We start from the raw sequence: 14,286 nt of genomic DNA on the forward strand, positions 1-14,286 counted from the left end.
ACGCCCGCCTCCGCCAGCGTCGACACCACCGGGTTGTCGACGATCAGGACATCCGCGGAATTGCCCTGCTGCGCCGCCAGCAGCGCCTTGTTCGTCAGATCACTGGTGTCGAAGCCGGTCCGCTTGACCTTCACCCCCGCCTGAGTACCGCACTTGTCCAGCAGATCCGTCCACGCCGAACCCTTGGCGAACTGCGGGTACGGGTCCCAGACCGTGTACGTGCCGCTGTCGGCGCCCTCGGTGCCACTGCTGCCCGAGCCGGAGCCGCAGGCGGTGACGCCGGTGGCGACGGCCAGGGAGATCAGGACTGCGGCGGCCGGGTGGTGTCGTCTGGAGAAGCTGTTCATGGCGGGTTCCTTCGGTTCGTGGCATGCGGGTGCCGCGGCGGTGGGTCGCGAGGGGAAGAGGGCACCGCGAACGACGCCGTCGGGTGGTGTCCGGGCGTGCGGCGGTGTGACGGGTGCGCGGGGGAAAGGATCAGGTCTGCGGTATGACGGGTGCGCGGGGAAACGGATCAGGTCTGCGGTATGACGGGTGCGCGGGGAAACGGATCAGGTCTGCGGCGTGCCCGCGGGCCCGGTGCTGGCCCGGAGCGAGATCGGTGGCGTGAGGAGGTGCTGCCGGGGCGGCGCGTCGGAGTGGTCCAGCCGCTCCACGAGCAGGTCGACGGCGAGCCGGCCCATCTCGGCCGCCGGTACGTCCGCCGCGGTGAGCTGCGGGGTCACCGTCTCCGCCCACCGGTTGGCGACGACCCCGGTGACGGAGAAGTCGCGCGGCACATGGCGGCCCGCGTGGGCGAGCCCCCGGTAGAGGCCGCCCAGCGCGGCCTCGTTCAGGGTGACCAGGGCCGTGGTGGCCGGGTCGTCGTGCAGGATCCGTTCCAGACAGGCCTGGCCCGCGGCGGCGTCGTCCGCGCAGCAGTACGTGCGGACCGTCAGTCCGCGTTCGGCCGCGGCCTTGGTGAAGCCGTCCAGGCCGCGGTGCGCGGACTCGTACCCGGTCCTCAGGAGTTGTTCGGGCCGGTTGACGAAGGCGATCCGGCGGTGGCCGAGGTCCGCGAGGTGGTGGACGCAGGCCGCCGCCAGCGCGGTGTGGTCCAGGGCGACGTACCAGCCGTCCTCCGGGTGGGCGGTGCGGCCGATGGCGACCGAGGGAAAGCCGAGCGCGGCCAGGTGGTCGGCCCGGTCGTCCTCCAGCCGGATCTCCATCAGGATCGCGCCGTCGACCCGCCGCTCCCCCAGCAGCCGCTGGAAGGAACGGTCGCTGTCGACGCCACTGGGCGACAGCAGCACGTCGTAGTCATGGGCAGCGGCGGCCTCCACCACGCTGCCGATGAAGTCGAGCTGCATGCCGGTGTAGTGGTTCCCGGCCGGCGGGAAGACCAGACCGATGGTGCTGGTCCGGCCGTTGGCCAGGGCGCGGGCGCTGGCGCTGGGCTGGTAGTCCAGTTCGTCGACGATCCGCTGGATCTTCCGGCGCGTGTCCTCCGACACGGGGCGCTTGCCGCTCAGCGCGTAGGACACGGTGCTCCGCGAGACACCGGCCCGCCGGGCGATCTCACCGATGTTCACGGCGACTCCTTGGGACGGGACGACCGGCTGTCGAACCGGTTCGCGTGAAAGTGAACGTAGGAACTGCCCGGGCGCCTGTCAATACCCCTGCCGTAATCCCCGTGCAGAGCCGGACGGGCGGTCAAATCACCGTGTCGAGGGGATTGCTGGCCGGATGCCCCGGTGCTAGCTTCGCCGAACCGGTTCGGCGCCGTCGCCCATGGTGACTCCCGCGCCCCTGCCGTCCCAGAGCCGCCCCCACCCCTTCCCCCACCACACGCCTCTTCCCCCTGCACCCGCCTGGATCGAATCGGTTCGACGGCGACCCGAGGCGGGCCGACCAGAACCCGATACCCGACGATTGAGGACGCATCGATGTCATCCGCTGACAGATCCACGCGCCGCCGGGCGCCGGCCGCCATGGCGCTGGCCCTCGGCGCGGGCCTGCTGGCCGCTCCCGCCGTGCCCGCGCAGGCGGCCGAGGCGCCCGGGCCCGCCGCCCGCTACACCTTCGACCAGGACGACCTGTCCTCCGGAAAGATCACCGACAGCTCCGGCAACGGCCTGACGGCGAGCCTGGTGAACGCCGCGACGGCCCAGTCCGTCGCCGGCCCGGACGGCGGCAAGGCACTGGCCCTGCCCGGCGGGGCCCCCACCTCCGACGGCGCCTACGTCCGACTGCCCCGCGAAGTGGTCGGCGACGCGAGCGACCTGACCGTCTCCGCCCGGGTGAAGTGGAGCGGCGACACCTCGTCCTGGCAACGGATCTTCGACCTGGGCACCGACACCAGCAGGTACCTCTTCAGCACCCCGTACAACGGCAGCGGGCTGTTCCAGACCTCCGTGACCACCGGCGGGGGTGGCGCGGAGAACCAGGTCCGCGGCTACGCGGCGCTGCCCGCGAACGCGTGGCGCACGGTCACCGTCACCCTCGACACCTCCGCGGGCCGCCTCACCACCTACCTCGACGGCGTGGCCGTGTCCTCCGCCGCGACCGCCATCAAGGCCAAGGACCTGCTGAGCGGTTCGGCCACCGCCGCCGGCTACATAGGCAAGTCCCTGTACCCGGACCCGCTGCTCAAGGGTGCCGTCGACGACTTCACGGTGTGGCACTCGGCGCTCAGCGCGGAGCAGGTGGCCGGCCTGGTCGGGACCGTGCCGACCCTCCAGGACCTCTCGAAGACCTCCTTCGACGTCCGTACGACCGACGGGACCGCCCCGACCCTGCCGGCCGCCGTCCGCTCGACCTTCTCCGACGGCTACGACCGCGACGCGTCCATCGTCTGGGACGCCGTACCGCCCGAGAAGTACGCCAAGCCCGGGACCTTCACAGTGGCGGGAACGGCGGCCGGACGCGCCGTTCAGGCGAACGTCACCGTGGTCCGCGAGGGGCAGCTCATCGTCGACCTCGGCTCGGACACGGGCGCCTTCCACGGCGGCGCCTCCGGCACCCTCTACGGCGTCTACGGACCAGACGTGCCGACCAACAACCTCATCGAGGGCATGGGGCTGCGCACGGTCTCCACCAAGGCACAGGACGGGCCGCAGCACCCCGGCGCCGACGCGCTGGACGTGGTGAAGCCGCTCGCCGACTCCACCGACGGCGACGTGTACATCTACATGACCGACATCCACCGCGGCTTCCCCTACGAGTGGCCGGGTGACACCCCCGCGGAGAAGCTCAAGCTCTACGAGGAGAAGATCGCCAAGCAGGTCGACCAGGTCCTGAAGCTGCCGAAGGAGTACCAGGACAACATCGTCTTCGTGCCGTTCAACGAGCCCGAGGGCAACATGTTCGGCACCGGGCAGTGGAGTTACAACAAGGTCAGCTGGCTGAGCGACCCGGACGACTACTTCGCCGCCTGGGACTCCGCGTACAAGCTCATCAAGGGCAGGATGCCCGACGCCCGGATCGCCGGGCCCAACACCAGCGTCCTGTACGACCAGGTCAAGGGCTTCCTCACCCACGCCCTGGCCGTCGGCACCCTCCCGGACGTCATCACCTGGCACGAGCTGAGCCACCCGGAGGCCGTGCGCGCGAGTGTCGCCAAGTACCGGGTGTGGGAGAAGGAGTTGTTCAGGGGCACCTCACGCGAGGGCACCCAACTCCCGATCAACATCAACGAGTACGCCTTCAACTACCACACCTCGGTCCCCGGGCAGATGATCCAGTGGGTCTCCGCGATCGAGGAGTCCAAGGTGGACGCCGACATCGCCTACTGGAACATCGACGGCAACCTCTCCGACTCCGCGGTGCAGTCCAACCGCGGCAACGGCCAGTGGTGGCTGCTGAACTCGTACGCCTCGATGAGCGGGCACACCGTGACGGTGAACCCGCCGTTCCCCGGCGAGAACTACACCATGCAGGGCGTGGCCACGCTGGACGAGAAGAAGAAGCAGGCCCGGCTGCTCTTCGGGGGCTCCACCGGCAAGGGGCACATCACCTTCTCCGGCGTCCAGAAGAAGCTCTTCGGCAAGAACGTGCACGCCTGGGTGCGGGAGATCGAGTGGAGCGGTCAGGTCGGCGACAACTCCGGCCCGAAGCTGCTCACCGAGAAGAACCTGAAGGTCGGCGACGACGGCACCGTCACCGTCGACTTCGGTGACGGCCCGCTGCCGAAGCTGAAGGAGTCCTCGGCGTACGAGATCGTCCTCAGCCCGGCCGGGAAGGCGGCGAACACCCAGTCCCCGTCGGTCCGTTGGCAGGGGTTCTACGAGGCGGAGGACGCGGCCCACACCGGGTCCGGCTACTCGAAGAACGGCCCGGAGGGCTCCACCTCCGACGTGTCGAAGTTCTACACCTCCGGCGGCTACGACGTGGGCGGGCTGCGCACGGGCTCGGACGTCACGCTCGACTTCACGGTGGACGTGCCCGAGGACGGCACCTACGACCTGAGCGTCTTCGCCAACTCCCTCAACACCTTCGACAAGGTGAAGGAGCAGGGCCCCACCAACGTCTTCCTGCGGGTGGACGGCCAGGCCGGCAGCGAGCAGCAGCTGTATCTGCCGCTCGGCTACAAGTGGGTGGTGTGGGACCACACCGACACCAAGGTGAAGCTCACCAAGGGCAAGCACACCCTGACGCTCGCCGCGAAGAGCCTGGACGGCACGCGCGTGACGAAGGGCGACGCCATCGTCGACCGCCTCACCCTGGCTCTGGCGAACCCCTCGGCCGCTACGCAGGTGTACGAGGGCGAGCTGGCCTGGCTGAGCGGTGGAGCACAGCCCGTGTACGACACCCCGGGCTCGGGGGCGGCCCGGCTCGCCAAGGGGCAGAGCGCCACGTTCTGGGTCTACTCCCCCGCCGACCGTGAGGCCACCCTCAAGGTCGACACGCTCGGCGGCACCGGCGCCCGGGTCTCCGTCAACGGCCACGACGTCCTGCGCCTGGCCAAGGACAGGAGCAGCGTCGCGGTCTCCCTCTCCGGCGGCGTCAACAAGGTGACGGTCACGGGCGGTTCGTCCGTCACCCTCGTCGACCGCCTCACGGTCACGCCGGGCGAGGGCGCGCTGAAGGCCCGTACGTACGAGGCCCAGGACGCCGTACTCGCGGGCTCGGCCACGCTCACCCCGCTGTCCCTGGCCACCGACGGCACGGCGATCACGGGCATCGGCGGCGACCCGGGCAACGGCAACACCGCCACGTTCACGGTCACCGCGGACCGGGCCGGCCTGTACGCGCTGCGTGTGCGCTACTCCAACCCGGAGCAGTCGGAGGCCACGCATTACAACCCGGACCCGCTGGCCCGGCACGCCGACATCAGCGTGAACGGCGGCGACATGCGGCGCGTCGGCTTCCCGCACAGCTTCCACCAGAACAACTTCTGGGAGCTGACCGTCCCGGTCACCCTGAAGAAGGGACAGAACACGATCACGTTCCGCTCCGAGGAGCTGCCGAACTTCGACGGCACGACCTACGCCTCGGACACCTTCCCAGGGGTGCTGCTCCGCTCCCGGTACGCGCCGCTGATCGACCGGATCACCGTGGCGCCGTACGCGCGGGAGGTGCGGTGAGATGAGGTGAGCGGTACCGGCGGCGCCCCGGGGCGCCGCCGGTACCCGGCCGTCGTTCACCCGGCCGGGACGAGCCGCCAGTCCTGCGAGCCGTCGGCGACGGCGTTCTGGAGGGTCAGCGGCGCTCCCGCGGACGCGCCGGTCAGGTACACGCTGGTGTTCTTGACCGCCTGGAACCGGTAGTAGCCGTCGGCCGTCGTGACGAGGTTCCAGCTTCCCGTCGGGCTGTTGTCGACCCACTGGCCGATCCGCTGCCCCACGGTGGCGTTGCCCGTCCAGATGGCCGCCGCGCGGCCGCCCGACTTGTTGAGCAGGGTCGTGCCGCCGTTCGGCTCGGTCACCACGTGCCAGTACTGGGTGTCCTTGTTCGCCGGCGCGCCCGCGTTCTCCAGGACGACGTCGGGCACGTCGCCGTTGCCGATGTTCGCGTCGCTGGTCTTGTTGCCGGTACCGATCACCTGCCCGGTCTTCCGGTTCACCAGCTGGTAGTAGGTGCCCTGGGTGCGGCCCAGGTCGACCTCGGCGTAGGCGATCGTGGAGGTGTCCTGGTTGTTGAGGATCGCGATCCGGCCGGTCCCGGCGACGTACTGGAGGTTGCGGCTGTAGCCCGCCCGCGAGGTGGTCTGGTACTCCTTCCAGACACCGGTGCTGCTGCCGCTGTCATTGACCCAGACGTTGCCGCTGCCCGCCGCGTTGTACACCAGGCGCCCGTCGGGCAGCCGGATGATCACGGGGCTGCCACCCGTGGCGAGCGGGCGCGAACCGGTGTCGAGCGGCAGGGAGGTGACCGCGCCCGAGGTGCCGGCGCGGAACTTCAGCGGGTCGGCGGCGAGCGCGTACCGGACGTTCGCCCCACCGCCCCAGTACTCGTACGTCAGCAGCCACTTGCCGTCGGTCGTGGGCACGACGTTGGTCATGCCGGGCCGCCCGCCCCCGATCTCCGTCTTGCCGCCGCCCATGTCGTCGGTCAGTCCCGCGACGTCGACGACGGGTGAACTCCAGGCCGCGCTGCGGCCGTCCCAGGTCTTATGGGCGAGGATCTGGCCGTGCGAGTCGGTGGCGGTGGCGTTCGCGGGGTCCGGTATCGGAGCTCCGGTGGTGGGGTCGACGCCGAGGTAGTCGTTCTCGTCGGAGTAGTAGCAGACGAGTTGGCCGTTGTGGACCATCAGGTAGGGCTCCCAGAGGGGGTCCACCTGCTTGTTGGTGTTGGCGGCCGAGATGTTCTGGCCGACCGCGCCCGCACTGCCGCCCTGCCAGCCGCCGGTGGCGACGACGTTGACGACCTTCCAGGTTCTGCCCTCGTCGGTGCTGGAGTACAGGGCGATGGCAAGGTCCTTGCGGTCGCCGTCGTTGGAGGGCGTCCAGTTCGGGTCGGCGGCCTTGTGCTCCTTGTAGTAGTAGTCGTCACCCGAGACGACGCTCGCCAGCAGCAGGGTCCCGGCCTGCAGGTTTCCGACGGTCTGCGGCAGCGTGTAGAGGTACGCGTTGGTCCAGTTGCTGGTGTACTTCGCGTACTTGGGGTCGGTGGAGAGGTAGGCCGGGGCCTTCACCTCCGACAGCGGCTGCCAGGACGTGCCGCGGTCGTCGCTCTTGTAGACCGGGAGGGTCTCTCCGTCGGCGCTTCCCGACTGCGGTACGACGGTCGCCTTCTCGAAGGACGCGACCAGGCGTCCGCTCGGCAGTTGCGCCGACTTGGGGTAGACGGCGCAGTTGCCCCGCCCCTTCAGGCAGGGTTCGCTGCCGAGCTGGTAGAGGATTCCTCCGGTCGGGTTGTACGCGTGCGCGCTGCTCAGGGGGATCGCCGCCAGCGCGGTCGCCGCGGCGAAGGTGCCCAGTGTCTGTCCCAGCCGTCTTCTCTGCATTGCCTCTCCTTTGAGGTTTTTCAGGGTGCCCACGGGCGATGCTCAGTCGTCCGCGGTGACGAGCACGCGCACGTCCCAGGCGCCGAGCTCCAGTTCGGCTCCGGCGGGGACCGGGGTGTCGTTCAGGACGTCGGTCAGGTCCACGGGAGCCACGACACTGGCCGGCTCCCAGCTCCAGTTGTGGACGATGTGCAGGCGGCGCCCGTCGGACGCGGTGCCGGTGGTCGCGGTGACCGTGTCCGGGAGGTCCTGCCAGCCGTGGCGGGCCGAGGGTGCGAGCCACTGCGCCAGTCCTCGGGCGAGGGCGCGGTCGGGGACCGTGCCGACGCAGGTGACGCGGCCCTCGCCGTGCCGGCGGGTGGTGATCGCGGGCCAGTTCCCGAAGTGCGGGTGCCGGTAGCCGGCGAGCACGTCGGCGTCGGTGACGGTCAGGGCGTCGGCCCAGTGGGTCGCCGTCGCGCCCTCCGGCAGCCTCAACGGGCCCACGGAGTGCACGGGGATGCCGTGCGGGAGATTGCTGAACTCGTCGTACGACACCCCCGCGGCCTCGGTGAGGCGTCCCGGTGCCTTCTCGTGCCGGGCGCGGGCCTCGTGGTCGGCGTATCCGGTGCGGGGGCCGAGGACGAGGTGACCGCCGGCGTGGGCGTAGGCGGCGAGCCAGTCGAGGGTCGCGTCGGGGGCGATGTACAGCGCCGGTACGACCAGCACGGGATGGAGGCGGGCGGCCTCCTGCGGGGTCGTCCCCTCGTGCAGCTGCCGGGCGTGCACGATCCGCACCTGGCGGCCGGACTCGAAGGCGCCCCGGTAGAAGGGGTCGAAGATGCGGTGGTAGGCGGCGGGGTCGGGGGTGCCGTCGGGCTTCGCGAGCGGCGGGTGCTTCTGCATGAGCCACTTGCTGGGTGTGGAGTAGACCAGCGTGAGGTCGGCGTCCGGTTCGAGTCCGGCGACGAGCGGTCCCGCCTTCGTGAACTCGGCGCCCAGGCGAGAGATTTCCGCGTAGGTGCGGCCTGGCTGTCCGCTGTGCGGGAGGACCCCGCCCCAGTAGGTCTCGGCGCCGAAGCGCAGGGTCTGCCACTGCCAGTACTCGATCATCCGGGCGCCGCGCGCCACGTGCGCCCAGGCGGCCTGGCGCCACTGGCCGTCGTAACCGGGCCGGTTGTCCCAGGCGAAGCCGATGGAGTTCGCGTTGGTCTCGGTGACGAGGAAGGGCTCCTGGCGGGAGGAGAACATCCAGTCGGCGGTCTGGTACATCGACCAGACGCCGGTGGTCTTCCACCTCTGCTCGTGTGTGTCGGGGGTGGGGTCGGGCAGCAGGAGGCCGTCCTGCATGTCGTAGTACGGGTTGCCGGAGGCGATGTCGAGCCGGGCGGACAGTTCGTCGTCGGCCACGCCCTGGCGTGTGTAGGAGATGCAGGTGGTGACGAAGTGGTCGGGCCTGGCGTACTCGCGGACGATGTCCGCCTGCCGGCCGATGAAGTCGGTGACCTGCCGGGCCTGGAACTCCCGCCAGGCCACGTCGTACTGGGGCTGCTCGTTGCCGTCCGGGGTCCACAGGTCGGCCCAGCTGGACAGGCGGTGCGACCAGTACACCAGCCCCCACTCGCGGTTGAGGGTCTCGACGTCGCCGTACTTCTCGCGCAGGTGGTCCACGAACCGCTGGAAGACGCCGTGGTTGTGGAGGAGGTGCAGGCCCGGTTCGTTGTCGACCTGCCAGCCGATGACCGCCGGGTGGTCGGCGTAGCGGGCGACGATCTTCCGGATTATCCGTTCGGCGTGGAAGCGGAAGGCGGGGTGGGTGAAGTCCACCTCCTGGCGGGCGCCCCAGCCGATGCGTTCACCGGTACGGCGTTCGCCGGTGATCTCCGGGTACTGGCGGGCCAGCCACGGCGGCACGGCGTAGGTCGGGGTGCCGAGGATGACGGAGATGCCGCGTTCGTGGGCGCCGTCGAGGACCGGCTGGAGCCAGTCGAGGTCGAAGCGGCCGTTCTCGGGCTCCCAGGTCGACCAGACCGACTCACCCACGCGGATCACGGTGAAGTGCGCCTCCGCCATGAGGTCGAGGTCGGTCTTCAGCTGTTCGTCGGGCCGCAGGTCGGGGTCGTAGGCGGGCGTGTACTCGTGGTAGTACGCGGCACCGAACAGGACGTGGGCGGGCAGGACCGCCATTGATGAACCTCCAGGGGAACAGGGGGAGTTACTGCTTGACGCTGCCGGTGGCCAGGCCGCTCTGCCAGTAGCGCTGGAGCACCAGGAAGGCGACGACGAGTGGCACGATCGAGAGCAGGGAGCCGGTGACGACCAGCGGGAGCATGTCGCTGCTGGCGCCGGCACCGCCGTTCTGCGCCTGGGCGGCCCAGGACGAGAGGCCGACCGTGACGGGGTACAGGTTCGGGTCGTTCAGCATGATCAGCGGCAGGAAGTAGTTGTTCCAGGTCGCCACGAGCGTGAACAGCAGGACGGTCACCAGGCCGGGCGCGAGCAGTCCGAGGGCGATCCGGAAGAAGATCCGGGCCTCCCCCGCGCCGTCGATGCGGGCGGCCTCCAGGAGGCTGTCCGGGACGGCGTCGGCCGCGTACACCCGCATCAGGTACAGGCCGAAGGGGTTGACCAGCGAGGGCAGGATGATCGCCCACGGCGTGTTGACCAGGCCGACCTTGGCGAACAGCAGATAGGTCGGGATCGCCAGGGCGGTCGCCGGGACCATGATGGCGCCGAGGACGAGGTTGAAGGCCAGCCGGTCGCCGCGGAAGCGGAACTTGGCGAAGCCGTAGCCGGCGGCCGCCGCGAGCAGGGCGGCGCCGAGCGCGCTGACGACGGCGTACAGGACGGTGTTGAGCAGCCAGTGCACGAAGACGCCGTCGTCCTGGGTGAAGGTCGCCTTGATGTTCGTCAGGAGCTGCGGGGCGTGCGAGAACCACAGGCCGAAGCTGTCGAACAGGTCCTGGGTGCTCTTGGTCGAGGCGACCAGCAGCCAGCACAGCGGGAGCAGGAAGTAGGCCAGGGCCGCGAGCATGGCGATCGTCAGCGGGGTGCTGCGGCGACGGGCGGCGGGACGGTGCCGTACGGGTGCGGCCGGGGTCTTCGCGGTCACCGGTGGCTGCCGCAAGGTGGTCGTCATGCGGACCTCCTGCGGTTCGCGGTCAGGAGTACGGCGTAGGAGGCGACGACGATGACGAGGCCCAGGAGGAAGGAGACCGTCGCCGCGTAGTTGAGCTGGTCGCCGGTGAACGCGAGGGAGTAGGCGTAGAGGTTGGCGGTGTAGGAGCTGCTGATGACGTCCGGGGCGAGGGCCATCAGCAGCTTGGGCTCGTTGAAGAGCTGGAAGCTGCCGATCACCGAGAACAGCAGGGTGAGCAGCAACGCCGGGCGCAGCGCGGGGAGTTTGATCGACCGGGCGATCCGCCAGGCGCCCGCTCCGTCCATGGCGGCCGCCTCGTACAGGTCGTGCGGGATCGTCCGCAGGGCCGCGTACAGGATGATCATGTTGTAGCCGACGAACTCCCAGGTCACGATGTTCGACAGGCTGCCCAGCATCCAGCCGCCGCTCAGGAAGTCCGGGGCCGGCAGGCCGAGTTCCCGGCTCAGTTGGGCGAAGGGGCCGAAGTCGGGGCCGTAGAGGTAGCCCCACATCAGTGCGGCGACCACGCTCGGGACGGCGTACGGCACGAAGATGCCGAGCCGGATCACACGGGCGAGGCGCAGCAGGCCGCTGTCGAGGGCGAGGGCGAACGCCAGGGCCAGCAGCAGCATCAGCGGGACCTGGAGGAGGAAGAACAGGGCCACGCGGCCGACGCCGTGCAGGAGCAGGGGGTCCTTGAGGGCGGTGACGTAGTTGTCGAGGCCGACGAAGACCGTGCCGCCGACGAGGCGTTGCTGGAAGAGGCTGAGGTAGGCGGCGTAGCCGAGCGGGGCGAGGAAGAGCGCCAGGAAGAGGATCAGGAAGGGGGCCACGAACAGGGGCCCGGCCCTCCTGGAGTGGGCGGCGGCCATCTCAGGCCTCCTTGACGGTGAAGCCCTGCTTCTTGGCGTACGTCGTCAGGCGCGACTGCCACTGGCCGAGCGCGGCGGTGGTGTCGGACCTGTCGGCGAGGGACTTGCCGACGGTCTCGGTCCAGTCGGTCGCCGCCTGGTCGAGGAACGGCGGCCACTGGAAGGCCGGCGAGACGGTGTCGCCGATGTCGGCGAAGACCTGGTTGACCTTCTGGCCGCCGTAGAAGGCGGGCGCCTCTCCGGTGAAACCCGGGTCCGTGAGCAGGGACTTGGTCGCCGGGAAGAAGAACTGCTTGGTCGCGAACATCCTGGCGCTCGCCGGGTCGCTGTTGAGGAACTGGGCGAACCGGGCCGCCGCGATGGGGTTCTTGGTGGAACGCATGGCCGCGGTGGTGGAGCCGCCCCAGTTGCCGGAGGCGGGCTTGGCGGCGTCCCACTGCGGGAGCGGGGCCGCGCGCCAGTCGCCCGCGGTGGACTTGGCCGAGCCGGACAGGAAGGACGGGCCCCAGGCCGCGGTGAGCCAGGTGGCGTACCTGCCCTTGGTGAAGCCCGCGTACCAGGCGTCGACGAAGTCGGGGTCGGTGCTGATGACGCCCTCCTTCGCGAGCCCGCCCCAGTAGTCGGCGAGCTTCCTGGAGACCGCGTCGTCGACGTCGATCGCCAGGGTGCTCTTGCCGGAGGTGGCGTAGGGCTTGGCGCCCGCCTGCCACAACAGGCCGTGCCAGGCGGCGGGTTCGTTGGCCGCGAGGTTGGTGAGGTAGACGTCCGGGTCGGCCTTGTGGAGCTTGCGGGCCGCCTCGGCGAACGCGTCCCAGGTCGTGGGGACGTCGATGCCGTGCTTGTCGAAGATGTCCTTGCGGTAGAGCATCCCCATCGGGCCGGTGTCCTGGGGGATCGCCCAGACCTCGCCGTCGGGGCCGCTGACCTGTCCCCAGGTCCAGTCGACGAACGTGTCCTTGAGCGCCGAGGCGCCGTACGGGCCGAGGTCCAGCAGGCTGTCGGTGATCGTGAAGGTCGGGATGGCCTGGTACTCGATCTGCGCCAGGTCCGGTGCGCCGCTGCCGGCCTTCAGCGCGGTGCGCAGCTTGGTGTAGTGCGTGACGCCCTGGCCCGCGTTGACGACCTTGACCTTGATCGCCGGGTACTTCTTCTCGAAGAGCGCGACCTCCTGCTGGATGTCCGGCACCCAGGTCCAGAAGGTCAGTTGGGTCGGCGTCTTCATCGCCTTGTCGATGTCGGCCTGCCCGACCGGCTTCGCGGAGCCGGAGGAACCGCCCGAGTCACCGCCGCCGCAGGCGGTGAGCGCGGCGCCGAGGGAGAGGGCTCCGGTAGCGGCGAGGAACCGCCGACGGCTCATGGCGGACGTGGGTACGAAGGATCTGGGCATGGTGAACTCCCGCCGAGGGGCATAGGGACGGCACGCCTGGCGAGGGCGCGTCGTGAGGGTGGGAAAGGAGAAGGAAGGGGCGGTACGGCTCCGGCGTCCCCACCGGGGTTCTGGTGGGCGGCGCGGGGTCGGGGTCGGCACGCGCGGGGTGTCCCGCGCGGCGGAAGTCCACGGTCGTGGAAGGGGGTTGGGAGCGACGAGCGCGGCTCGGGCTCCTGTCCCGGCCCCGGGAGGCTGCTCAGGGAGCCGGGAAAGCGTGGGTCAGTCGGTGGTGGTCGGGGGTGCGTGCGCCGCGCCGCGCGAGCCGGAGGCAGGACGCGGCCCGCCTGTCGGCGGGGGTGCCGTGGAGGCGCGTACGACGAGTTCGACCGGTGGGTCGCTCGCCGGTGCCGGCTCGGCGTCCGGTTTCTCGATGGCCTGCACCAGGAGCCGGAGCCCTTCGCGGGCGACGGCGTCGAAGGGCTGGCGGACGGTGGTCAGCGGTGGGGTGACGTAGGCGGAGACAGGGATGTCGTCGAACCCGACGACACTGACGTCCTCCGGCACCCGCAGGCCCGCCTCCAGCAGGGCGCGGATCAGGCCGACGGCCATGTCGTCGTTGGCGGCGAACACCGCGGTGACGTCACCGGCGGCGGCGAGTTCGTGGCCCGCCGTGTAGCCGGACGCGGCCGACCAGTCGCCCTCGATGACGGCCGGCTGCTCCCGGTCGCGTGCCGCGAGCGCCGCGCGCCAGCCCTGGAGACGGTCCCGGGCGGCGAACCACCTCTGCGGACCGGCCAGGTGATGGACCGTCATGTGTCCGAGGTCCAGCAGGTGTTCGGTGGCCGCCCGGGCCAGCGACTCGGCGCCGACGCCCGCGGCCACGGCCCGTGGGCCACCGAAGGCGGCGGGCGCGCCGAGGATCAGGACCGGGACGTCGACACTGAGCGAGACCGAACCCTCGTCGATCGGTTCGGACACGACGATGCCGTCCACGCCCTGTTCGAGGAGGGACTCCACGGCCCCGGCGACGCCCGCCGGATCGCCCTCCAGCGTGTTGACGACCCGCAGGGCGTACCCCGCGTCACGGGCGGCCCGTTCCACTCCGATGAGCAGGGAGGCGGGGCCGTACAGGGCGGTGCCGAGGGCGACCACGCCGATCGAACGGGTGCGTCCCGAGGCCAGGGCGCGGGCGGCGCCGTTGAGCCGGTAACCGAGGTCCTCAGCGGCCCGGAGCACGCGCCCGCGCACCTCTTCGGACACGTACTTCTCGCCGTTGAAGACCCGGGAGACCGTCTTCTGCGAGACGCCGGCCAGCCGGGCCACGTCCACGGCACGCGGCGCGCCGGGGCCGCTGCCCTGTCCTCCCACTGGCGTCATTGCTGTCTCCCGATGTCCGGCGGCTCAGATCCTAGCCAGAGCGGTCCGTCGAGGGCTTGTCCACCCTCTATGACTGCGCTGTCATGACTGCGCAGTCATATCTACGCAGTCGGCTGGGACGTGT

General features: G+C 70.5%; 9 protein-coding genes. 1 reads left to right on the forward strand and 8 read right to left on the reverse strand.

Going from position 1 to position 14,286, the window contains the following annotated elements; translation table 11 throughout:
- Together ABZ098_RS32585 and ABZ098_RS32590 are read right to left on the reverse strand one after the other, a co-directional pair.
- Positions 1-347, reverse strand: a 347-nt coding sequence (locus tag ABZ098_RS32585; protein ID WP_356597304.1) for an extracellular solute-binding protein, incomplete at its 3' end; no start/stop codon positions are given.
- Positions 348-551: 204 nt separating this feature from the next.
- The gene (locus ABZ098_RS32590) at positions 552-1,571 is read right to left on the reverse strand and encodes a LacI family DNA-binding transcriptional regulator (RefSeq protein WP_356597306.1); all 1,020 of its coding nucleotides are present in this window, start codon (positions 1,569-1,571) and stop codon (positions 552-554) included.
- Between the two features lie 399 nt (positions 1,572-1,970).
- Here ABZ098_RS32590 and ABZ098_RS32595 point away from each other — a divergent pair, with 399 nt between their 5' ends.
- On the forward strand, positions 1,971-5,564 hold the full coding sequence (locus tag ABZ098_RS32595; protein ID WP_356597516.1) for a LamG-like jellyroll fold domain-containing protein: 3,594 nt from the start codon (positions 1,971-1,973) through the stop codon (positions 5,562-5,564).
- A gap of 56 nt (positions 5,565-5,620) precedes the next feature.
- On the opposite strand, the gene ABZ098_RS32600 is transcribed toward ABZ098_RS32595, so the two are convergent.
- The 6 genes from ABZ098_RS32600 to ABZ098_RS32625 all read right to left on the reverse strand — a co-directional run bounded on the left by ABZ098_RS32600 (position 5,621) and on the right by ABZ098_RS32625 (position 14,162).
- Positions 5,621-7,426, reverse strand: a complete 1,806-nt coding sequence (locus ABZ098_RS32600) for an RICIN domain-containing protein (protein ID WP_356597308.1) — start codon at positions 7,424-7,426, stop codon at positions 5,621-5,623.
- A gap of 42 nt (positions 7,427-7,468) precedes the next feature.
- A complete protein-coding gene (locus ABZ098_RS32605) occupies positions 7,469-9,592 on the reverse strand; it encodes a beta-galactosidase (protein WP_356597310.1) in 2,124 nt (707 codons plus the stop codon).
- A gap of 28 nt (positions 9,593-9,620) precedes the next feature.
- Positions 9,621-10,544 carry a carbohydrate ABC transporter permease gene (locus ABZ098_RS32610; RefSeq protein WP_356597312.1) on the reverse strand — a complete coding sequence of 308 codons (924 nt, stop codon included), beginning with the start codon at positions 10,542-10,544 and terminating at the stop codon, positions 9,621-9,623.
- A complete protein-coding gene (locus tag ABZ098_RS32615) occupies positions 10,541-11,416 on the reverse strand; it encodes a sugar ABC transporter permease (RefSeq protein ID WP_356597314.1) in 876 nt (291 codons plus the stop codon). The genes ABZ098_RS32610 and ABZ098_RS32615 overlap by 4 nt, the downstream gene beginning before the upstream one ends.
- Before the next feature lies 1 nt (position 11,417).
- Positions 11,418-12,803, reverse strand: a complete 1,386-nt coding sequence (locus ABZ098_RS32620) for an extracellular solute-binding protein (RefSeq protein ID WP_356597316.1) — start codon at positions 12,801-12,803, stop codon at positions 11,418-11,420.
- 261 nt (positions 12,804-13,064) lie between these two features.
- Positions 13,065-14,162, reverse strand: a complete 1,098-nt coding sequence (locus ABZ098_RS32625) for a LacI family DNA-binding transcriptional regulator (protein ID WP_356597318.1) — start codon at positions 14,160-14,162, stop codon at positions 13,065-13,067.
- Between the last annotated feature and the right edge of the window lie 124 nt (positions 14,163-14,286).

It is taken from the genome of Streptomyces sp. NPDC006335, from assembly GCF_040612795.1.
Lineage (GTDB): Bacteria > Actinomycetota > Actinomycetes > Streptomycetales > Streptomycetaceae > Streptomyces.